A 21,110-nucleotide genomic window follows, 5' to 3' on the forward strand; every position below is an offset into this window, starting at 1 on the left:
TATCAGCCCTCGGGATCTTCGATACCCAGCACGGTGAACGGATAGGACGGTACTTCGGTCCACTCGCCGGTATCTTCGTCACGCACGTTCTGAACGGCGTTGTCCAGTGAGTGGAACAGGCCTTCACCAATGGTGACAGTCTCGCCACGCTTGATGCGGACCACGCGGCCATTGCAGCCCAACATCACCGGCTGCTTGTCCTTGCCGTCCTTGTGAATTTTGATGGTGTAACGCTTCTCGCCCTTGCGGATCGCAACACCTGTGTCATTGCGGCTTGGCGCGGCCTTGGCTTCGGCAGCTGGATCAGGCTCACCCAGGGCTTCGCGGATCTTGGCGCGAATGGTGTCCTCGCTCGGATTACCGGCCAGCGTAATACCCAAAATTTTCGCCTGTTCCTTGAGTTCGTCTTTACTCATGGATTCAAGGTTGATCTCGTTCATGTCGTTCTCCTGCGGCCCTTCGCGGGCGGCTTCAGATCAAAAAAGAAAGGGGAAGCGAATGCCTCCCCTTGTTACATCACTGGTTATGCCAGCTCAGTAGCCGCCACTTCCATACGGCACAGCCACGCCTCGTTGGCGATAAAGCCTTTCCAGTAGGACTTCCAGCCTACCCAGCCCACCTGGCCCAGTTTGTCGTTGGAATCGATCTCACCCGGCTGGCGGATCTTCATCTCAACTGCTTCCTTGCCTTTCAGGGCAATGTGGCCGTAGGCGTCCTGACCGGTGTAGATGATCGGGTACACGTCAGCATTGGTGCCGGTAGTGGACACCATGGTGCTTGTTGCAGCGCCGGCATCTTCCCAAGGCTCCAGCACCGGAGTCAGGATGTAGCGAACATCTTCAACCTTGCCGATCTCATACGGCAGCGGCTTCATTGAGCCGTACTTCTCAACCGGTACGAAGCCAGTCAGGTCACGGATATCCGCTTCCAGGTTGGTGTGTGCGAATGCGAGGAAAGCCGCATCAATGGCTTCAGTGCCGTACTTGACGGAACTGGATACCATCTTGGTCACTTTCTTCGCACGCTCGGCTTTCAGCAAGCGGGTCACTGCGCGCTGCTTGGACAGGCTGATCGCACTGTTCACCGCGTTACGGGCAGAGCCGTTCGCATAGAACACGTTGGTGCCGCCGCGAATGATGCCCCACAGCAGGGACTCGAAAGTTTCCTGAGACTGCTCACCGGTCAGAGTGGTGGCATCCTTCAGTACCGGATCTTCTGCCAGGTCGTGAACCACGTCAGTGATTTCAACTACGTCACCGTACTGGCTCAGGCTCACTTCCACATCTTCGTAGGTCAGCGCCTTGGAAGTCGGGGCTGTGCCTTCAGTCAGCGGAGTGGTGGCCAGTGCCAGCGGTACCGGACGGCGGAACTTCACGGTCTGGGATTTGTTCTTGGGTACCGGCTTGGCCATACCGTACTTGGACAGTACAGAGATCGGCTCGGCGTGCTTGAGGTGTTCAGTCATTGCCCACGCGGTAGTGCGCTGGGACAGACTGGAGTAAGTAGTTTGTGTCATGGTTTTGCTCCTAAGTGCAAGATAAGTAAAAGGTTTTGCTTTGCTACCCTTTCGCTTGCTTACACGGAGGAGTCACAGCAAAACCCCGCGTCCAGTTAAGGAGGCAGGGTCTTGGGAATCGTCCGCTTCGTGCTTGCGCGGGTGGATCAGAGCAAACCAGTATGTCAGGCGGCGTGAGCGGCCTTACTGGTTCGCGTAGTAGTCAAACGCGGCATCGAGATCATCCTCTGCCGGCTGACCGGGGTTGCGCCGTCCGCCACGATTGGGGATTGTCTGCGCGTTCTGCAGCTGCCGTTGCCGGCGCTGGTTCATCGCTTGGGTCTGCTGTTGCTGCATACCATTGGCCAGCTTGTAGTTGCCGATCAGATACGCGGCATCTGCGGCGTTTTCTGATCCCATTAACTGCTGTACCGCCGGTGGCTGCGTGCTGACCCATTGGCGAAATTCATTTGATGCAGCCACGTCCCGCCAGTCGGGGTGCTGCTGCTCCAGAATCTGATACTGTGAGCTGACATACTGCTCATGCGCCTGCTGCTGGATCGGCTGGATCTGCTGCTGCAGCTGCTGAATCTGCTGTTGGTACTGACTGGATACGGCCGCCATGCGTTTTTCCAGCGCCTGCGCTACTTCCGGGAAGTCCTCTTTCAGCGCTTCCCATTCGGCATCGGTATAGCCTGAGCCTTCAGGGTTGTCTGATCCGCTCTGACTTGATGCCTGAGGCGCTTTGCTCTGCAGCTGCTGGATCAGTTGTTCCTGCTCATGAATCTTGCGCTGCAGGGCATTCTGGCGGCCAAGGTCGCTGTTGTAGCGGTGCTGCCACTGCTGTGCTTCCTGCTTGTAGCGCTCCAGTTCAGCAAGCGGGTCAGTCTGCTGCCCGCCTTCTTCGCCCTGTTTGCCTTGTCCGTCATCGCCAATGTCGCCGCCCACTTCGTCATCAAGCGAGTCATCAGAGGCGAATCGGCCCTGCTCATCACGGGGCTGGCCGCCCTGCTCTCCGCCGATTTCGCCAGCGGCAAACTCATCAAAGGCTGATTCCAGTTCCTGATCGTGCGCGTTCTGCTGTTCTTCGTTTTGCATGGTGCCTCCAGCGGCCTTCACAGGCGGCTATTGGTTTCGGGTTATGAGTAAGAGTCCGACACGATTACCGGGTCGTCCTCGGTATCCGTCAGGCAAAGCAACTGATTGATCAGATCAATCTTGCCGCGTTGCCGTTCTGATTCTTGGTTTGCGATCAGAGATTCAATCGCTTCCAGTCGCTGGCTCTGCGCCCACTCGGTCACGGCCAGCCAGGTTTCACTGTGCTTGTCGATCTGGTTCATCAGAAGGTATCAAACCCCCGTGCCAGGTTTTCGGCCTGCATCTGCGTCTGCGTGCGCTTCAATGCCAGATCACCAGCCGCCTTATCTCGCTGCGTCTGGATCTTGACTTGCTCCAGTTGCAGCTTGGCCTGCAGCTGTGCCACGGTCAGGTTCTCCCGTGCTGCAATGTCTGCCAGCTTCAATTCACGCTCCTGCTGCAGCTTTGCCGCATCCAGTTGCTGCCGGTACTGCATTTCCTGCTGCTTCAGCTGCGCATCGACCTGCATCTGCTGCTGCTTCAGCTGCAGTTCTGCCGCTTTAATCTGAGCGTTTGGATCTTCAGGCTGCTGCTGGGACTCGGCAATCTGCTGCTTGCGCTCCTCGATCTCAGCATCTGACAACGTGATCTGGTGGTATGGAACCTCAAGCGCCTTGGCGATCTCGCAATCCAGCCCCTCCCAATCACGGCGCAATGCCAGTTCCGGGTTGCTGCCAGTCACGTTGGCGAACACCAGCAGATTCTCCTGCTGTTTCTCGCGTACCAACAACGCACCGGAACCGCGGGCATCAATGGTGTAATCACCCTTGATCTCCGGGCTCTCGCTGAATTGCATGTTCCAGTCGTAGAAGCGCGTGATGGTTGGACGGGTGATGTCGTCATCCCAGTTCTTCACCGCACGGCGCAGCACGATATTGGCGCTATTCATCAGCATGGCCATGCCGCTGCTGGTCTTGGTGACGTGGGATGCCTGCTCACCCTGAGCGATTAACGGCAGGTTGGTTTCCTCATCGGCCAGCTGTCGCGCCATGCTGAAGATATTGGCCAGCTCAACCTGGTGACTGGGTGTGCTGAAGGTGGCGAACGCCTCCTGAACGCTGCGAGTCTTGTCCTGCATGTACCACAGCTTCTTCGGCCCCAGCTGCCAACTGCCATCAGCCGGACGAACAATCTCGCGGTTGACTACCACCTGATCGGCAACACTCATGCCGCCGTTATCCATCATCATGCGCCATGCTGCGTTGATCACCTTCTGCGGATTGCGCATCAGGTACGGCACGCCAAATCCAAAGATGCTGGACTCGTCCTTCTCCCAGTTGAATACCGAGTATGGGCGGTCCTCAGTGTCCATTGGATTGACTGCCACCTTCAGGACGCACTGGCCGGAGAAAAACACCACCGCTTCCAGTTCGTCATTCAGTTCGTCAATCTCTTTCTCGGGTAGCGGCTCTTCCGTGTCCTGCATCGCGTCGATCAGTTCTTCCTTGCTGATCGGGCCGTGGTACTCCCATATCTCATAGCGATTGGAGTCAACAACGCTACCGACACCAGTGATGCTGCGGATATCGTTCACGTAGTCCTTGGCGACATGGGTTTCCTTCGCCTCGGTACGAAGCAGTTTGCGCAACTGCCCCTTGAGTACACCCGGCATCCGTGCAAAGTCGCGCAGCTGTCGCTTGGTCAGCCGGCGCTTTTCAAAGATGAACTCACACTCATCAATGGTGCGCGCTGACATATCCGGATAGAAATCCCAGATATCCACGCGCTCAATGGATGGGGCCAGATCCTCGGTGATCTGCAACACGGACGTGCCATCATCCATCAGATCCCAGCGCTTACGTACACGCCCAACAACGACCGGCCCCTTGACGATACCGGTACCCAGCTGCGCCGCATCGTGAATAATGTCGCGCGCTTTCGTTGGGTACCGTGCTTCATTCAGCTGGTCATCGATCTCCTGCTGCATAAGCAGGGCTTTCTTCTTGGCTTCGCGCAGGATTTCGTCAGCAACCTTGCCGGCATCGACCTGTTCACCGCCCGGCCCCTGCATCATTTGCCCGGGCTTGACGTTATCCAGCTCGGGTACCGGCGTTGGCTTGATGCCCCAGTTGCGGTCATCAGTCGGGAACAGCATGTCCTGCAGCCGTGCCTCGGCCGCGTTTGTCTTGTTGCGGGTGATATTGACGTAGACCTGAGAGCCGCCCGCCTGTTTGATGCGCTCGTACTCGCCAGGCTGGTACTCACCATGGTACTGACGCAGATCCTTCAGCCAGCGCTGCTCGATATCCGAGCGCCGTGCGGCCTGATCATGCGCAAGCCGGGACAGGCGTGACGCGAACACCTGCAGACGTTCGGCAAGTTGTTCTTCCTGCTCAACAGGGTTTACAGATTCGTTCATCAGAGCCTCACGGCTGTGTAGGAATGGGTCGTATCGCCTCGCGGCGATGAAGTGTTACTGCGGTTCGTATCCGGCGTAGCTGTAAATCAAAGCGCCGTCACGGGCGACATGCTCAAACTCATAGCGGAGCTTCCTGCACGCCACCGCCTCTTCTGTTGCCTGATCCAATGCGAGCACTGGCTTTACGGGCTCGTAGAAATAGATATCGCGCCTCCTATGTTCCACAGCACGCTTTGTCATATCGAACGGGCCGCCGATAAATACCGCCATATACATTCGCAGTCATCTCCCTGTCAGTAACCGGCTACCCGGTCGCCAATGATGTTTTCGTGCTGTTCGGATCGATCAGGTGCGCGTACCGGTTCGGCAAATGTCAGTGCCAACGCGTCTGCACCGTCTGGTGATCGCAGGCCGCGCTTGCGCATGTCCTCTTTGCTTTCAAGGATTCGGCGCTGATTGCTGTCGTACTTGTACTGGGGTCCGCAGAGATCGGCATGAAGCGCATCCTCGTCCGGGATCATCACCGGCAGGTCACCGTTCAGCCAGTCGCGCATCTCCCACCACATTTCAGCCCGCTTGTTGCGGTACCGCTCCGGGTCCAGTGCGCTCCTGCCGAAGTTGACGGCCACAACGATCTGCTGCTGGCTTTCGGGTAGCAGTTCCATCAAGCGGTCATATACCCCGGCACCCAATCCACCCACATCAATAGCCACCTGTGCCGGCTTTTCCTTCTTGATGATGGAGTACACCAGACCGGCCACTTCCATCGTGTCCTTGCCTTTGTGCCGCTCCAGTTGGTACGCGGCTCGATTGCGGCGCCGGATAATAGCCGTGCTGTCATTACCGAACCGTGCCGGGTCAACGCCGATCTTGAGCGGGCCTGACGCAAGGCACTTGTACTGCCGCGCTTTCATTACAGGCTCAGGTGTGATCAGCGACTGTCCGCCAGATACCTGGAAGGCCTCTTGTGCGGTCATTGGGTATTCCTGCTTAAAGGCCGATTCGCCATCAACACCGTCAACGGTCAATTCCGCAATCTTGAAGCGGCGGAACATGATCTGCTCATCATCCAGCCGGTACAGCTCCTTCAGATCCTGCTCAGTTGCTGTGGGCTTGAAGCCTTCCGATACCGGCTTGCGGTACTCCTTCTGCCAGAACCAGGGAACGAAGATAGCGATATACTCACTCTCTCCCGCCTCGGCCTGCTGCCACTGCTGGTGAAAGTAGTTGCCAATCCCGTTTGCCGTTGACTCTAGTATCACTTCGGTGTCGGGTGCGTCTGGGATGGCCTGCAAGATGCCTTTGGCATGCTCTGACGCATGGGGCCAGAAGCCAACCTCTGAGCCATGGAAATACTGAACAGTAGTGCCCCGGCCCACTGCCTTGTTGCCAGCTGTGCCAACCTTGTACCCGGAATCCAAACGATCAAAGATCAACTCCTTGGCGTTACTCGCGCCGGTTGAAGGCTTTACCAGTGCCGGGCAGTTCTCGTGATAGCGCTCGGCCATCTCAAACAGTGCCGAAGTGGACTCTGCTTCATGCGTGAGGATGAACGCCCTTACCCCTTTGCGGTGTGACACCAGCCAGTAGAACCGGCCTTCCGTGTACGTGGATGCGCCCTGCTGCCGGCCTTTCAGGATGATCGCCCTTACCTTGCCGGTCAGCCGCTTCTGCTCGCTGATACAGGCATGGATATAACGCTGGGCTTCATTCAGTGCGAACGGCTCGACTCGACCCTCTTTGGTGCGAATGCGCAAGCATCGCGGCGCGTAGTGCTCGAAGTCATCGCGCAGCTTGCGCCGAATTTCTTTCTCGCGCTCGTTCATTCCAGCTCAGATAGCGCATCTTCATGGCTGATCTTCATGCCGCCGGACAAACCCAGCTGATCCTTGAACGCCTGCACCTCAACATGCTTGCCGATAAGCTCCAGGTTCTTCACCTTGTCGGGCCATTTGATCTTCTGCAGTACGCTTTCAATCGCATCATCGCCTTCACCAATGGTTTTCAGGCGGTTGATATCCACACCAGACAACGTGGTACGCCACACCTTCGGCCACTGGCTGACCGGACGCATATGGCCGTCATCATCTAGAATATCCAGCACGTCCATCTGATCGATCTCGACCAGCCGATTCAGCACGTATGTCGCATCAATGGCGGTTTTCTCTGAGCGCTCCTGCTTACCTGCAGCAATAGCCTCTTGAACCTGAGTTTTCCTGAGTAATTGAACAGCCTGACTATCGGCAGTTTTGGGGCTGTAGCCCGCACGTATCGCCGCCTGCGTAGCGTTCAGATCGATCAGGTATTCTTCAACAAATCGCTGCTGCTTATCGGTGAGTTTTCTTGCCATGGTAGCGGCCCCTCTCGGGCGGCTGGATTATGTTACTTGCCGAGCATCCGGGTTTTATCTGCACTGCTGCGAGTGGTGCCGACCCAGTAGGTGATACTCGCCACCCACAGAGTTACCGTCTGGCCCAGCAGCATGTAGGCGATATCTTGGTTCTCCTCCGGGATCACATGGAAGAACACCAGATAGATCACCCATGCACAGATGATGGTCATCATTGAGGTGATTGCCGCCGGCATTGGGCTGTTCTTGTGTGCGGCTCGGGCATTGGCCTTATCTGCCAGTTCAGCACGCAACGTATCCAGTGCGATCTGCTCCAGCTTTTCGCGGTGCTCATACGCCCACTTCTGCAGTTGTGCGAATGACTCAGGTGACTGAAGGGCTTTGGCCACTGCCTGGGGGTCTTGATCTACCCCAAGTGCGCCCGCAATCATTGCCCCCACCGTCCCGCCAGCCGGGCCGGCAAGCACCGTACCCAGTACCGGCAATGCCTTCCCGGCGATATCCCCCACTTTCGACCAGTTCATGAGCTCACCACCTGAATCAATGCTGTCGCTATACCTGCCATGCCGACACAAAGGGCCCCAATGACTGTGAGCACCTTCCAGCCTCCCGCTACCGTTCCCTTTCCAGTCAGCAGCTGATCTCGGATGGACTCGATCTGCTCTGCATGCTTGCGACACTCAGACAATGCTGGGCGGTCGGCTTCCATTCCCCGAATGCGAGTCTCATGGTCATCCAAGACTCTGCCGATTCGCTTCATGCCATCTTCATGCTGCATATGGCGCGCTTCAGAGGTGGCCATTGTCTTGCCCATCTCGGCGGCGGCATCCGCTACTTTCACAACAGCATCGCGCAGCTCCTTGATATCGGAGCGCACTTCGTCACGGTGCAGGTTCATGGCGTGCTGGTGATCGTTCAGGGCCTTGAGGATCAAGTCGGTATCGGCTTGGCTCATCCTGTCACCATCTGATTGAAGTAGTTGAGGATCCGCTTGGTGTATGCCGTGGTCTCGGCGGCGTTGTGGCCTGTAACCTGCGGAAGCGCGCGAATGATGCGTGCATAGTCGTTCACGCCACCGGCGACCTTCTGTGCTTTCAGCAAGTGGCCATAGCCAGCGTTGTAACTGGCCAAGGCCAAACAATAGCGATCGATTTCAGGCCGCGGTGCAGTCCACCCGCTCAGAAGCTTTGCCATGTAGTAGGCACCTGCAGGGATAGCCGCTTCTGGATCGAACGGGGTGATATCAGCCGGGTATCCAAGCTCTTTGGAAACATCGGCCCAAGTGCCCGGCATGAATTGCGCAATACCCTGAGCTCCCGCCGGTGACACCGCATTCGGGTCAAGCCGGGACTCGGCCATGTACTGCGCTTTGAGGAGGCGCCAATCAACACCAGGCAAATGCGTCTCTGCTGCCTGCTGGATCAGCTCGTCATATTGGGAAGGCATAGCGATTCTCACGAATGGCTGAATGGGGGGCCGGATTGTCCGCCGGTACGGAACCTATCGCCTCACGGCGAGTATTTCGCTGCTTCGGGGCGCTACTCCCGATCTACGCTACCCAATGCGACTTTCGCCCCACTGGTGACTTTTTCTTGTGGCGGGCGCCTGCGTAACCTTCCCAGTCTACGTGTCTGCTTTCCACGTCGAGCAGCGAAATCAGGGCACAAAAAAACCCGGACGCTATGCCGGGTTCATTTGTCTGGCCGTCAGTACGACCAATCTACAAAAAAGCATAGCAGAAATGACGTACCATGCAAGCGCTATGCGGCTTGAGCGTTGAAGTTTCTGATCATCTGCACCAGTGCCCCCATCCCTTTGCCTCGGTAATACCGATACTGTCGAACCGTCATGCCCAATTCCTCCGCTATCCTGCGCTCGGTCCAGCGTTTACCCTGGCGGTCATAGGTGCCGGCGGTATGCTCATGGATCAGCAGGCATGTACGGTGTCGCTGCGGCAGTCTCCCGATCAGCTCCCTCGCCTCCGGCAGCAGTGCGTGAGGCCTGCGGATAAACTCCACCTCTCTGATCATCTTGAGATCCGCCTGATCATTCCCTGTTGGCGGGGGCAGCCATCCCCGGAACTCGATCAGCGACTGCAGCGCGCTGGGTTGGTGCCAGCCTGCCGCCATGTCGGCACTCATCACCCAATTCAGATACACCTCGATCAACTTGTCTGCATGGCGTTCAGCGTTGTTCATCTGGCAGCTCCCGATCAATCCATCTACGCAAGCTGTGCACCCACTCCGTTGTTATTGTGTGCGCCTCGTCTGGGCTCTCGTTGATTCTGCGCTCCAGGTTGTCCATCCCGAGTGCAATTGCGCTCCTGAGTGATTGATACTTTCTGCTTTGATCAGCGCCCTGCATTCCACTTTCCCCTCTGCTTGATGATCCGCCTGCGTATCTCATCTTTCATCTGCTGGTTTTGCTTTTGCGCCCAGCTCACCTGCCGCTGCCGTGGCTGCCGGTCTACCCACCGGGCAAGGCAGTCAAGGAAGTGTTCCCGCTGGTCTGGCGTCATGCTGCATTCCTGCCCTGCTGCTCGATCTGCCGCCAGTCACGGCTCGGTGCTTCGCCTTTTTCCAAGCGGCGGCGCTCGGCATTGAACTCGGCCCGCATGGCCTTCAGCTCCTCGCATGTGTACTTGGCTGCTTCATGTAGGCCAGTCACCGCATCCACAAATGCTTGTCCGTATCGATATACCAACGTGGCAGTGAACTTCTGCCTGGTACTGGCCTTGTCGCCTTTGGCAAATCGCTGAACGCCTGAATTGCAGCCGCTGCACTGGCCGTGGCAGTTGCGGGCATCGAAACGTAGCTCCGGGTGTGCACCAACGGTCTGATAGTGCCCTGCTGTCAGCGTGTACTGGCCAGCAGGCTTGCCGCAGCTCACGCATGGCAGGTGCTTATCCATTTCTCGGATCATGGCGTTGAACGCCTTTTGGGTGAGCTCCAACTGGTGAGGCAGACTATCGCCGCGCAGTCGCTTGCGATCCTCTCGGCTCTTCTTGCGCTTGGCTACCTGGCGTTCCTTTGCAACCTTCTCGATGGCATATCCAGTGGCACATTGGGTATCGCAGAAGGCACCAAGAGGAACTTTCAGCATCGATTCACGAGGCTTGCGCTGCTTGCAGTGGCGGCACTTGAGGGTTGATGCGCTCATGCAGCCATCTCCCTTTCCCATTTGCTGTAATCATCAATCCCCATCATGGCCGGGTCGGTCAGTTGAAAGCCCTTGCCGGTGAAGTGGTTCATTCAGCCCTCCATGAATCGCCAGAGGCGATCCTGTGAGCATGGGAAATGCTGATTCCGTATTTCTCAGATAGCACCGGATAAGTCATTCCAGCCTCTCGATCAGCCTTCAGTTCGGCTGCTTGTTCGGCACTCATCTTGGTATATCGCCGGTTCCTGCTCTGCGCCGTCCTGCTGGCCCAGATACAGTTTCCAGGCTTATAGTCATCGTCGTTATTTACCCGCTCGAGAGTCATGCCTTTCGGCTTCTCGCCCATGTCGCGCAAGAAATTGTTGAAGTCCATCCACTCATTGCAGATGGTTATTCCTCGCCCGCCCCAGTTCGGATAGTCTTTGCAATCAGGGTTCAGGCACCTTTTCTTCATCGCCAACCATGACTTGTATGTCGAAGTCCCAGCCATTCCATGCTTGAAGCGGTTGTGATCTTTGCCAGGGCGCTTATTACCTCTAGGCTTTAGCTTTTCGGTGGTGCCGTTCCTTTGCATTCTTGAGTAATGAATGCTGCACAGTTCCTTGCACCGAACCGCCTGACCGCAACCGTCCACTCTGCAAATCTTCATGCTGCCTCCTTGCTCTGCTGTGCTTCCCGGTACTCGGCGTAGATCGCCAGTGCTGGTTCACTCCAGTTCACGCCCATTTCACTGCCCTGCTGGTACAGAAATTCGATGAACTCTGACGCTTCCGCCTTGCGGAACTTGGTCGTAGATGGCCGAACGGTGATGGTGCGATGGCCGTCCATGCTGGTGATCAACTGGCCGGGATGGCTCAATGGCTCACCCATTGCGGCCTTCTCCTGCTCAAACTGATCGACAAGCAGCGCTTTCCACACTTCGGTGTCATATCGGCGCCTGCCGAAAAACGTCACCTGCTGGGCAATATCCCGGATCATGGCGTGGAACTTCTTGTTCATCTCCGCTGACCGGCTCGGGCGCTGGACCGATACAGTTACCGGCCCGCCCTTAATCATTTCGCTGACCAGCTGCCAGACGCGCAGCATGACCGGGCGCTGCTGATCTTCGGTTTTGATGGTGATTTGTTTCATCGGCTCATCCCCAACGAAGCCCGCAGCTGTCTGATGGTTTCACGCGACTTCGCCTTGCTCTGCTCGGTTTGTACCCGCCGCCCATTGCGGTGATGCTCAAGCCGGGTAGCGTCCGCAGCAGGCATGACGAACTCAGCGCCAGCGGCCACCTCTGCCACAACTGTCTGATACTGCTCAGTGAAAGATTTGCTGGTGGCTGTGCCGTTGCGCAGCTCAAACCAGCCTGCTCTGCGGCCAGCTTCGTAAACGCCCGGGTGGCTCCAGTTGTGGGCCAGCACATGGTGCGAGTGCTGGCAGGCTTCCATCCATGCTTGATCGGGCTCTGGCATACCCAGATCACCCGGTTCCAACTGACACCAACTGATGAACTTGCCTACCGATGGGAAGAAGTCGGACTCAGACAAACGTGCTTTCTCGACACCTCGAGCAATCTGCTTGAGGTCAGTTACGCCTGCGGCCATCAAGCCCTTCACCCAAGTAGCCTTTGCCACTCGAAGACTGTCATCATCAGGAAAAGCGGATCGCCAGGCTGGAAAGGCCCCCTGCAGCGCACGGAAAATTTCGTTCACGCTCTTCGCAGCTTCGGCGTTCAGCGCCTTCGGTGCTTCTGGTGCTGCATGCACCCTTCCTGTTTGGTGCTGGTGTGCCAGCTGGTTTGCTACTGCGGTAACGGGTTTCATGGTTACAGCACTCCCAGATCATTTGCCCAATCGAGATCGTCCCAGTCGGGGCCCTTGGCCTTGCCACCGGTGGCCATTGCTTTGGCTGCGGTCGTGGTTACAGCCCAGTCGTTTCGGAAATGCTCGTCAGGGCCGAAAAACACGGCCATAGTCTTGGTGAACTCGGTATTCAGGATGCCCTTGGCTTCACAGAACCGGTTGTAGCGCTTCATGCCCTCTGCCAGCTCACGCCATGTCGCGCCTTGCTTGATGCGAGCGTTACAGGCCTGGAAGGCTTTGCGTTTGGGGTCTGAGCCTTCTCGGCGGGGGCGGTTCTGCCAGATCCACTCAAACTCTTCGGGGTAATCAGGGGGGGATTTCTTGGGCGCTGGTCGTTTGGATGCAGACTCATCGCCGGATGAGGCATAAATATCTATCCCGTTAGGGATAGTATTGTGTTCTTGTGTAGTGGCCCTTTTGCTTGGCCCTTTGCTGGCCCTTTCCTTGGCCCCTGTTTCGCTGCAAGCCCCGTCACTGCTGGCGTTTGCTTGGCCCTTACCTTGGCCCAAAACCGTTGGCCCTTCTTGGCCCTTGTTTGACTGAAAAAAACTGTAATTGCATACAGTAAAAACAGTTCCGGCACGGCTTGATGACTTGGTGATCATCCCCTCGCCTTCAAAGAACTCAAGAATGCCGCGCATCTGTTTTTCAGTGACACCGACACGCTTTGCCAAAGCCTTGCGGCCTGACACAAATTGACCGGCCTGAAGCATGACGGGCTGATTCGCCAACATGGCCTTGCGCGGCTTATGCGAAGCCAACATGAGAATATGCACCCATGCCGAGAAGTATTCAGGACGATCAGAGAATGCACTGTCCTGAAGCGTGCGGAACAACTTGATGTACCCCGCATCTGGGGCGCTCGCTTCTTCCTGCTCCATACGGGGCCTGTTGAATTGGATTATCTGTGCGGTCTGTGCCATGATTTACCTCGTAGGAAATGACCCTCGTTGCGGCCGCCCAGCCATTAGCATCGAGGGTTTTTTCTTTCTGTGCGGAGCGTTCGCCCCGTTCGTAAAGTTGTTGTGATGGCCGGAGCTGATCCCGGCATATGCTCGCCATGTACTGCTTCTACATGGCCCGGTACGTTTGCACTGGTTTGGTCATGAACCGGCAGATACTCACCTTTACTGCCCCAGGGGCGCATCAGCCTGCGCATTCACCACAACTGGTAGTGGCCTCTTAGCCTGCTGCGCATCACAGGCCGTTAAGCTACCGTCGCTGAAGCCACTCCCAGTTGCCCCCTGCTTCCTTAGCCCGCGCAAGGGGATGCGGGCGACTGGGTTAACGGTTTACTTTTTCATGGCGATCACCTCATCAATCCGGTTGAACTCGCTATGCAGTGGCTTTCACCTTCACCCAGAAAGCCCCAGCTAAGGGGCTCAACGGTTCGCCTTTTTGTTACCGGGGCCTGGCGATATCTCGGCAAGTGGCCCCTTAATTCAGCCGTAGTCCATTTGCTCAACCGGATCGGGCGGTCTCCTGATCACCGGGATGGACGCGCCCTGTATGGCTCCACCCAGGCGAGTCTCTGCCGAGATCCAGAGCAAACGGAGGATGAACGCAATCGCCATATCTCTCTCCTTCCGTAGCAACGGAAAGCAGCCCTGTCTTAAACGCCCCAATGCACATGCAGTTGGTTTGTGAGCTGCTTTGCGTTGCCGCCTCTCTGTCGCTACCGGCGAGGCGGATACCGGTCAGTAAAGCCATGTCCCGTTGCCGCCACCGGTGGGACTGACCGGCCATTTCAGGGCACAGGCCCTTGGCATAAAGCTGGATCTCCCGTCAGCTTTTTCGATGCGCACGATCCGAACGCATGGAAAAAGGAGACTGGGGAAGGGAATCCAAAAACCAGTCTCAAGGGCCCCGTGCAAGAGCCAGGATCAGAGTTTGTTAAGCCGCCCCCGGCACGCAGTCAGAACAGACGACATAGCCAAGGTTGTACCGGTCATTCGGCCCATCACACTTGCGGCATACCGGCTCCCCTTTCATGGAAGCGGCCTTCGCCTTGGAGCGCTCTAAATCGGCGGAATGACTGCGCTCAATGCGTTCCTGCGCCAGATCAGCAACATCAGCCATGCAACACCTCCGGCCTCTTGGCTTCTGCCATCAGGCGGGAAAAACGGGTGTCACTGGCACTGTCCGAACTCACAAAACCCAGCGCGACAAATGAATTCTGAGAATCGCTGACCAGCTCGCGTGCCTGTGCCAGTCTTGTTTCTGCAAGGCGTTGTTCAGAGCCGCCCGGCTGGAAGATGGCAACGATCAGCGCGTCATGGATCAGCTGCGAGCAGCGGCGACCGGATATCTCAGCCATCTGTTCAAGACGGCTGTTTTCGGATTCGGTCATGTGAACGCATTTGTTTTCGGTTTTTTTGGGCATGGTTGAAATCCTTAAGCGGCGGCTGGTTGTGATTTTGGTTCGTCTTCTCGCCTGGCGATCAGCTTCCCGCCAGAGTCTTTTTCCAGGACGCATTGAACTGGATAGGAAAAGCCACCGGCAGACTTCATTTGAGAAATACGCCCATCAGTCATCTGGAGTGCTCGGCTGATCGCACGACTACTCCCGTAAAACTTGACTGCGTCTTCAAAGGTCATTGGTTCCTTACTCCTGCTTAACTATGTGAATGAGTTTAGAAACGTTAAACCTTCAAGTCAAGGATATCCAAACACCAAAGGTTTAGAATCTTTAAAATGGAAATTAGCGATCGCATAAAGCAGCGAATGACAGACCTCGACCTAAAAGCGGTCGATATAGTCACGCGCACCGGGCTCAGCAAGGGCACCGTTAGCCAGTGGGTTAACGGCCACACCTCTCCGCGCGGTGAAAATTTGCAAAAGTTGTGCGCAGTGTTGAGATGTGCTCCTGAATGGCTGCAGTTTGGTGTCGGCGGTGGAATTGAGCCGACATCAAATGTCGCGCCGGCCTATTTCAAGGAGCCTCGGAAATTCCCAGTCATCAGCTGGGTGCAGGCCGGAGAATGGTCTGAAGCGATTGATATGTTTCACCCTGGCGATGCAGACCAGTGGGAATCATCAGACTGCAACGTGGGTGAGAATGCCTTTTGGCTGCGCGTAGTCGGTGACAGTATGACTGCGCCATCAGGCCTGAGCATTCCAGAAGGACACATGATCTTGGTTGATCCGGCATCCCCTGCTGACAACGGCAGCCTGGTGATCGCAAAACTGACAGATTCCGATGAGGTCACATTCAAAAAACTGGTGATCGATGCCGGGCAGAAGTACCTCAAGCCACTGAATCCGAACTACCGAACCATTGAGATCAACGGCAACTGCCGTATCGTGGGCGTTGTTAAGGAAGCAAAGATAAAGCTATAACCATGGAGGCGTTGGCAAATGGAGATACTGGCTTTCATTGCCGCCTGCGTAGTCGTTTGGAAATTAATTGACTCTGCAAGCAGCAAAACCGAAAACAAGGACACCGTTCGGCAAACTACAACCATTCGCCAGAGTGGCGGGAAAACAACAACAGAGACCGTCATTCATCAAGAGTTTGTACGGGGCACAGCGCACGGATCGGTAAACTTTCAAAATACACCGGCAGACCCGACAGTAGGCCTTAGTGATGCCGACATAGCGGGCATAAAAACCATCTCGGGAAGCGGAGTGCCTACCCATAAGGCGCTGAATCACGAAGATACTCAGGCACAGCAGCCCTATCACGCCACAGCACGATTGTTTGGCAGAGAGCCATCATTACAGTCGCCCTCGAAGCCCTATGCTGAACCCAATCAGCCACCGGAACGCATAAGTACAACACAGAAGACAATAACCACAAAACGCTGCACCAAGTGCGGGAAGTCTCAGCCTGCCGTAACAGAGTTTTACCGCAGCTCAAAGCAGCCTGATGGTTTTTCTGTATGGTGCAAAACATGCCACGCAAATAGGGATAAAGAAGATCCGAGATACAAGCGTTGCCCAAAGTGCAAGAAACGAAGGCTTCGAACAAACTTCTATAAATCTGACAAGAACCCAGATGGACTGACTAAATGGTGCCGGTATTGTTTAGACAAGCAGCGATAGCATTCTTATTCACCATTACGCTGCATCAGGCTTACGCCGAAACAATGACCGGCAAAGTTGTTAAGGTGTCTGACGGGGATACCATTACTATATTGGTGTCGGGCAATAATCAGCGAAAAGTGCGACTTGCCGAAATTGACGCCCCTGAACGCGGCCAGCCATACGGATCAAGGGCAACTCAAATGCTGGCCGATATGGTAGCCGGGAGATCGGTGCAGGTTCGCTCAAATGGTGTGGATAGGTACGGCAGAACTATTGGCCGGGTGTTTTCATCTGGGCGTGACGTGAATAAGTCAATGGTTGAGATGGGTGGTGCCTGGGTTTATCGCCAGTACATGACAGACCCTGATTTCTTGAAGGTCGAGAAAAAGGCGCGCGCAGATATGGCTGGCTTATGGGCTTTACCTAAGTCTGAGCGAATCCCTCCTTGGGATTGGCGCAAACAAAAGAGGAAGCCTGTTATATCAACGGCTTCCAGTAATCCAAGTACCTGCGGTACGAAATCAACCTGTGGTGAAATGAGCAATTGCGCCGAGGCGCGGTTTTATCTGAAGTCATGCGGCCTCCATCGCCTGGACGGTGATGGCGATGGAACCCCGTGCGAGTCAATTTGTAGATAATTATCTCCCTTCAACGCTAATACTTAACAACCCGCTCCGGCGGGTTTTTTTGTGCCCATTCCTCCTTGTACACCCAGCCACAGTGTTGTTCAAGACATCCTCATCTAGCGATTATGTTTAAATATTTTAAACAAAAGCCTTGACCAATAAGTTTAACGTTCCTAAACTTCAAGCCAGTTCAACGAGAACACTCGCAGCAAAACACTGCACCGCTCTTTAACATCTCAAGATCCCCGCGACCAGATCCCCACGTTTGTGGGCACAGTGCGGGATATAAGTTTCTGGTCCATGCCGGCTCTGTCCCGGCCACGGTTTGCACCGTGCTCCCCGAACGCTCCCTTCCCAGATAGCCCTCAGAACGGGCTGATGTACTGAGTACAGCGCGACGGTTGATAAGCAACCGCCCCTTTCGCTGGCGAGTAAGCGAACGCGACACAAGCAATACCTGAAAAGTTCTCGTAGCGCCTTGGCAACAGGGTGCTACCGGAATCGAACAGGAGAACAGCCATGAGAAATCTATTCAAGCGGCAACGTAGCCGCGCACAGGTCATCGTCTTGCGCGGTGACGGGTGGATTCACCCCGATAGTGACATTGCCAATGAGGTTCGGCGCCTTCGCTGGACGTACCGCCGCATTGCACGCAACCGGCAGCCAACGCTGCAGTTCAACATTCCCATCTACAAGCCGGAGTAACCGCCATGTCCGACTACGGAGCCAATTTGCGCGCCCAGGCCGGTGCGTTGGAAGAGTTGTTGTATTCACACAGCGATGAGATCACGCAGCTGGTGGATGTGTTTCTGGAGTCCGGCATCGTTGCCGGTGGCATCTGGCACAACAAGGATGACGCCTACAACGAGTTCTACGGATCTAAGCCATACAGCAACTGGCTGAAGCGTAGCAAGCAGCCGAATCTGACGGAAGATCAGCGCAAGCAGCTGGTTTCAGAGTACGAGGAGATCATGGAAGCCAGTATTCGGCACTACGTTGAAACGGTGATTGATCCTCTGCTGACCCGGGATATTGAGGAGGACGCGGCATGAGCACCATCACCCTTTACCGCAGCATCGCCTGCGCCGCCCTTCCCGATTGGGTCCATGTTTCCACCGTCCCCTTCAATGATAACGATCTGCGCCGAGGTGAAATTCTCATTGATGAGATCGCGGTGGAGCTGCCGGAAATGACGAAAGAGCAGATTGACGCAGCGATCAAACGAGCCAAGGCGCAGCTTGCATCAAGTGCCGTGAAGCAGATCGATGAACAGGATCGGGAGAATGCAGCATGAATATGCCCGCCAATCCTTTCGACCTACAGGAACAGCCGGCCATTGAGCCGGCTTTTTCTGGTCCAGGCTTCTACACAAACCTGAGCAATGAGGAGTACCACTCAGGCCCAGGTATCAGCAAGAGCGGGCTGGACCACATTGCTCATTGCCCTTCTTCGCTGCCTTGGTCCCGTGAGGCACCGGTAGATGATGAGAAACTGAAAGCAATGGATTTTGGCAGCGCCCTTCACTGCCTGCTGCTTGAACCTCACCTGTTCGATGAGCAGTTTGTCGAAGCGCCGCAATTCAATCTACGCACCAATGACGGCAAAGCCGCATGGGAAGCATTTCAGGCCAAGCATGACGGCAAGATCATCATGACCGCTGACGAAAGCCGCAAGCTGAAAATCATGCAAGGCAGCGTCATGGCACACCCTACCGCTCGCTGGATCTTTGAGCAGGCCGGTGTCAATGAGGCCTCTATCTACTGGACAGATCAACAGACCGGTGAACTGTGCCGGGTACGTCCTGACCGGATACTGACCGACCACCACATCATCGTAGACGTGAAGAAGGTGGACGGTATGGACCGGTTTGAAAAGCACATTGAGGAGTTCAGGTACCACGTTCAGGACGCCATGTACTCGGAAGGGTATCACCGGCATTTCGGTGTGGAGCCCACATTCCTGTTCCTGGCTGTCAGCTCAACAGTCGGTGCCGGCCGGTACGCGGTTGACGTGATCGAGATCGAGCCGGACTGGAAGCGCCGAGGCCATGAACTGTTCCGCCAGAACCTCGAAACCTATCACCAGTGCAAGGTCAACGATGACTGGTTGCACATACGCAAACTGGAGCGCCCAGCATGGGCTGTTCGCCAGGATGAACGGAGATTGTCATGAGTAACGTAGCCACCATCGCACAACAGCCCGTGCAGAAAAGCCCTTTCGCTGTAATGGCTGCCCGTCTGAACATTGACGAGCAGGAAACCCGCTCGCTGATGATGAACACGCTGATGAAGGCCAAGAATAACGGCCAGGTCAGCAACGAAGAACTGGTGACATTCCTCGCCATCGCCAACGAGTACCGGCTGAATCCGCTGACGAAAGAGATTTATGCCTTCAATAATCGCGGCGCCATCCAGCCCATCGTTTCGATTGATGGCTGGCTGAAGATTATCAATGAGCATCCGCAGTTTGATGGCATGGAGTTTGAGGACACGCTGGACGCCAACGGCCAGTTGTCGGCAATCACCTGCCGGATCTATCGCAAGGATCGCCAGCGCCCCACTGAAGTGACCGAGTACCTGAATGAGTGCAAAGGCACCTCTGAACCCTGGATGAAGTGGCCAGCGCGGATGCTGCGCCACAAAGCTACCATTCAGGCCGCACGCTACGCCTTTGGCCTGTCCGGCATCATTGATGAGGATGAGGCTGAACGCTACAAGCAGACCAATCTGCAACCGGAGCGCGAGGTTAATCCTGCCAGCACAAGCATCAACAGCAAGCTGGCACAGCCGCAACCGCAGCCAGAAATGCCTGACTTTGATGAGCCGCAGATTGAAGCAGTCCCGCCGTCCGAGTTGTTAAAGCACCTGCCCGCCTGCACCACGCGCGAAGCCCTGAATGAGTGGAAACAGGATGCAATGGCTTGGCCGGAGGGCACACCTGAATATCAGCAGCTTGTTGACGCCTACAGCGCCCATGTTGCCCAGCTGAAAGCCCAGAACACACAAGGAGAATAACCATGTCAGCCGCCGAAAAACTGGACGTACAGACAACCGATCTGGTTGTGATCAGCTCGACACCAGCAGCCATCGCCTTCAACTACGAAGAAACCAAGGCATGGTTGGAACAGGAGCTGAAGCAATACGATGTTGTTGTGACAGCCGAAACCTTGGCCGGCAGTAAAAAGCTGGCCACCGAGCTGAACAAGCTGGCCTCAGAGATCAGCAAGCGCCGCCGTGAAGCCGTTGCGGAGGTGAGTGCACCGATCAAGCTGTTTGAGGATCAGGCCAAATCACTTGAGCAAATGTGCAAGGACGGCCGCCAGAAGTTGCTGGACCAAGTACAGGTGTTTGAAGATGAAACCCGTGCCAAAGCCAAAGCTGAACTTGAGCGTTGTCGTCTTGAGGCATGGGATCATCACGGAGTGTCCGATGAGTTCCGCAATGCAGTGATTAATGATCTGATCAAAATAAGTGCATTGACCAAAACCGGCAACCTCACTGCAGCCACTGCAAACGAAGTGGGCAACCGCGTACAGGCGGACAAGCAGCTCCAGCAGCAGACGGAAATGCGCTTGCTGCACCTGGAGAACCAGTCGTACAAGGCCGGTCTTGCCGCCCCACTCACCCGGGCACACGTTGAGCCATTCCTGTTCGCACCGGATGACCAATACAACCATCGCCTTGATGCCATGCTGGCCTCTGAACTGGAACGTGAAAAGGTGGCGCAGGAGCGTATGCGCCAGAAGATGGAAGCCCAGGCCAAGGCTGACGCTGAACGCAAAGCACGGGAGGAACAACAGGTCGCAGCAGAGGCTGAGCGGAAGCAACGCGATCAGGTGGCAATCGAGTCTGCCGAAGCAACCATACCGCAGCCCGAACAGCAGCAGCCTGAACCGGAGCAGCCAGCTACGCCATCGCTAGCTACCGCCACCCAAAAATACGCTTACGGGCCACTGCAAGACCCGCGTAGCGCCATCGTGGTTGCATCGACGCTTTACGATGTTGAGCGGGATGCTTTGCTGCTAGATCAGCAGCCGATCGGTATCTGGGTACCCGGCCAGTTGATCGCAATCGTTTACGGCGATGAGGTATTCCGCAAGGTGTAACGC

General features: G+C 55.9%; 28 protein-coding genes. 8 read left to right on the forward strand and 20 right to left on the reverse strand.

Translation table 11 applies throughout. The features are described from left to right. Positions 1-2: 2 nt before the first annotated feature. From ABIE60_RS04005 to ABIE60_RS04100, 20 genes are all read right to left on the reverse strand, one after another. Complete coding sequence (locus ABIE60_RS04005; protein ID WP_354467940.1) at positions 3-440, reverse strand: hypothetical protein; 438 nt, start codon at positions 438-440, stop codon at positions 3-5. 83 nt (positions 441-523) lie between these two features. Then, on the reverse strand, positions 524-1,516 hold the full coding sequence (locus tag ABIE60_RS04010; protein WP_354467942.1) for a N4-gp56 family major capsid protein: 993 nt from the start codon (positions 1,514-1,516) through the stop codon (positions 524-526). 183 nt (positions 1,517-1,699) lie between these two features. Further along, complete coding sequence (locus ABIE60_RS04015; RefSeq protein ID WP_354467944.1) at positions 1,700-2,593, reverse strand: hypothetical protein; 894 nt, start codon at positions 2,591-2,593, stop codon at positions 1,700-1,702. A 41-nt stretch (positions 2,594-2,634) separates the two neighbouring features. Continuing rightward, on the reverse strand, positions 2,635-2,835 hold the full coding sequence (locus tag ABIE60_RS04020; RefSeq protein WP_354467946.1) for a hypothetical protein: 201 nt from the start codon (positions 2,833-2,835) through the stop codon (positions 2,635-2,637). Further along, complete coding sequence (locus tag ABIE60_RS04025; protein WP_354467947.1) at positions 2,835-4,991, reverse strand: hypothetical protein; 2,157 nt, start codon at positions 4,989-4,991, stop codon at positions 2,835-2,837. The genes ABIE60_RS04020 and ABIE60_RS04025 overlap by 1 nt, the downstream gene beginning before the upstream one ends. A gap of 54 nt (positions 4,992-5,045) precedes the next feature. After that, on the reverse strand, positions 5,046-5,267 hold the full coding sequence (locus ABIE60_RS04030) for a hypothetical protein (protein ID WP_354467949.1): 222 nt from the start codon (positions 5,265-5,267) through the stop codon (positions 5,046-5,048). 17 nt (positions 5,268-5,284) lie between these two features. Continuing rightward, positions 5,285-6,817 (reverse strand): hypothetical protein, encoded by a 1,533-nt coding sequence (locus tag ABIE60_RS04035; protein WP_354467951.1) that lies wholly within the window; start codon positions 6,815-6,817, stop codon positions 5,285-5,287. After that, positions 6,814-7,341 carry a terminase small subunit gene (locus ABIE60_RS04040; RefSeq protein ID WP_354467952.1) on the reverse strand — a complete coding sequence of 176 codons (528 nt, stop codon included), beginning with the start codon at positions 7,339-7,341 and terminating at the stop codon, positions 6,814-6,816. The genes ABIE60_RS04035 and ABIE60_RS04040 overlap by 4 nt, the downstream gene beginning before the upstream one ends. A gap of 32 nt (positions 7,342-7,373) precedes the next feature. Next, the gene (locus ABIE60_RS04045; RefSeq protein WP_354467954.1) at positions 7,374-7,865 is read right to left on the reverse strand and encodes a hypothetical protein; all 492 of its coding nucleotides are present in this window, start codon (positions 7,863-7,865) and stop codon (positions 7,374-7,376) included. Continuing rightward, positions 7,862-8,296 (reverse strand): hypothetical protein, encoded by a 435-nt coding sequence (locus tag ABIE60_RS04050; protein WP_354467956.1) that lies wholly within the window; start codon positions 8,294-8,296, stop codon positions 7,862-7,864. Before ABIE60_RS04050 ends, ABIE60_RS04045 begins: the two co-directional genes overlap by 4 nt. After that, positions 8,293-8,787 (reverse strand): transglycosylase SLT domain-containing protein, encoded by a 495-nt coding sequence (locus ABIE60_RS04055; protein WP_354467957.1) that lies wholly within the window; start codon positions 8,785-8,787, stop codon positions 8,293-8,295. The genes ABIE60_RS04050 and ABIE60_RS04055 overlap by 4 nt, the downstream gene beginning before the upstream one ends. Positions 8,788-9,101: 314 nt before the next feature. Beyond that, positions 9,102-9,539 carry a hypothetical protein gene (locus tag ABIE60_RS04060; protein WP_354467958.1) on the reverse strand — a complete coding sequence of 146 codons (438 nt, stop codon included), beginning with the start codon at positions 9,537-9,539 and terminating at the stop codon, positions 9,102-9,104. A 316-nt stretch (positions 9,540-9,855) separates the two neighbouring features. Continuing rightward, positions 9,856-10,500, reverse strand: a complete 645-nt coding sequence (locus ABIE60_RS04065; RefSeq protein WP_354467960.1) for a recombination protein NinG — start codon at positions 10,498-10,500, stop codon at positions 9,856-9,858. Between the two features lie 88 nt (positions 10,501-10,588). Further along, the gene (locus ABIE60_RS04070; protein WP_354467961.1) at positions 10,589-11,149 is read right to left on the reverse strand and encodes a hypothetical protein; all 561 of its coding nucleotides are present in this window, start codon (positions 11,147-11,149) and stop codon (positions 10,589-10,591) included. Further along, a complete protein-coding gene (locus ABIE60_RS04075) occupies positions 11,146-11,631 on the reverse strand; it encodes a recombination protein NinB (protein WP_354467963.1) in 486 nt (161 codons plus the stop codon). Before ABIE60_RS04075 ends, ABIE60_RS04070 begins: the two co-directional genes overlap by 4 nt. Continuing rightward, entirely contained in the window at positions 11,628-12,311 is a 684-nt protein-coding gene (locus ABIE60_RS04080) for a replication protein P (RefSeq protein WP_354467965.1), read from the reverse strand. The genes ABIE60_RS04075 and ABIE60_RS04080 overlap by 4 nt, the downstream gene beginning before the upstream one ends. A 2-nt stretch (positions 12,312-12,313) precedes the next feature. Next, the gene (locus ABIE60_RS04085) at positions 12,314-13,231 is read right to left on the reverse strand and encodes a hypothetical protein (protein WP_354467966.1); all 918 of its coding nucleotides are present in this window, start codon (positions 13,229-13,231) and stop codon (positions 12,314-12,316) included. A gap of 1,012 nt (positions 13,232-14,243) precedes the next feature. Next, positions 14,244-14,429 carry a hypothetical protein gene (locus ABIE60_RS04090; protein WP_354467967.1) on the reverse strand — a complete coding sequence of 62 codons (186 nt, stop codon included), beginning with the start codon at positions 14,427-14,429 and terminating at the stop codon, positions 14,244-14,246. Continuing rightward, entirely contained in the window at positions 14,422-14,733 is a 312-nt protein-coding gene (locus tag ABIE60_RS04095) for a hypothetical protein (protein ID WP_354467969.1), read from the reverse strand. Before ABIE60_RS04095 ends, ABIE60_RS04090 begins: the two co-directional genes overlap by 8 nt. Positions 14,734-14,744: 11 nt before the next feature. Beyond that, on the reverse strand, positions 14,745-14,948 hold the full coding sequence (locus ABIE60_RS04100) for a hypothetical protein (protein ID WP_354467970.1): 204 nt from the start codon (positions 14,946-14,948) through the stop codon (positions 14,745-14,747). Positions 14,949-15,044: 96 nt separating this feature from the next. On the opposite strand from ABIE60_RS04100, the gene ABIE60_RS04105 reads away from it, so the two are divergent. From ABIE60_RS04105 to ABIE60_RS04140, 8 genes are all read left to right on the forward strand, one after another. Beyond that, positions 15,045-15,689 (forward strand): LexA family protein, encoded by a 645-nt coding sequence (locus ABIE60_RS04105; protein WP_354467972.1) that lies wholly within the window; start codon positions 15,045-15,047, stop codon positions 15,687-15,689. Positions 15,690-16,360: 671 nt separating this feature from the next. Next, on the forward strand, positions 16,361-17,014 hold the full coding sequence (locus ABIE60_RS04110) for a thermonuclease family protein (RefSeq protein ID WP_354467974.1): 654 nt from the start codon (positions 16,361-16,363) through the stop codon (positions 17,012-17,014). 507 nt (positions 17,015-17,521) lie between these two features. Next, the gene (locus ABIE60_RS04115; protein ID WP_354467975.1) at positions 17,522-17,707 is read left to right on the forward strand and encodes a hypothetical protein; all 186 of its coding nucleotides are present in this window, start codon (positions 17,522-17,524) and stop codon (positions 17,705-17,707) included. A gap of 5 nt (positions 17,708-17,712) precedes the next feature. After that, positions 17,713-18,054 carry a hypothetical protein gene (locus ABIE60_RS04120; protein ID WP_354467976.1) on the forward strand — a complete coding sequence of 114 codons (342 nt, stop codon included), beginning with the start codon at positions 17,713-17,715 and terminating at the stop codon, positions 18,052-18,054. After that, on the forward strand, positions 18,051-18,296 hold the full coding sequence (locus tag ABIE60_RS04125; protein ID WP_354467978.1) for a hypothetical protein: 246 nt from the start codon (positions 18,051-18,053) through the stop codon (positions 18,294-18,296). The genes ABIE60_RS04120 and ABIE60_RS04125 overlap by 4 nt, the downstream gene beginning before the upstream one ends. Further along, complete coding sequence (locus ABIE60_RS04130) at positions 18,293-19,174, forward strand: PD-(D/E)XK nuclease-like domain-containing protein (RefSeq protein ID WP_354467980.1); 882 nt, start codon at positions 18,293-18,295, stop codon at positions 19,172-19,174. Before ABIE60_RS04125 ends, ABIE60_RS04130 begins: the two co-directional genes overlap by 4 nt. Further along, entirely contained in the window at positions 19,171-20,016 is an 846-nt protein-coding gene (locus ABIE60_RS04135; RefSeq protein ID WP_354467982.1) for a RecT family recombinase, read from the forward strand. Before ABIE60_RS04130 ends, ABIE60_RS04135 begins: the two co-directional genes overlap by 4 nt. Positions 20,017-20,018: 2 nt before the next feature. Further along, positions 20,019-21,107, forward strand: a complete 1,089-nt coding sequence (locus ABIE60_RS04140; protein ID WP_354467984.1) for a DUF1351 domain-containing protein — start codon at positions 20,019-20,021, stop codon at positions 21,105-21,107. The last annotated feature ends 3 nt before the right edge of the window (positions 21,108-21,110 follow it).

This window comes from Marinobacterium sp. MBR-109 (assembly GCF_040547565.1).
GTDB lineage: Bacteria > Pseudomonadota > Gammaproteobacteria > Pseudomonadales > Balneatricaceae > Marinobacterium.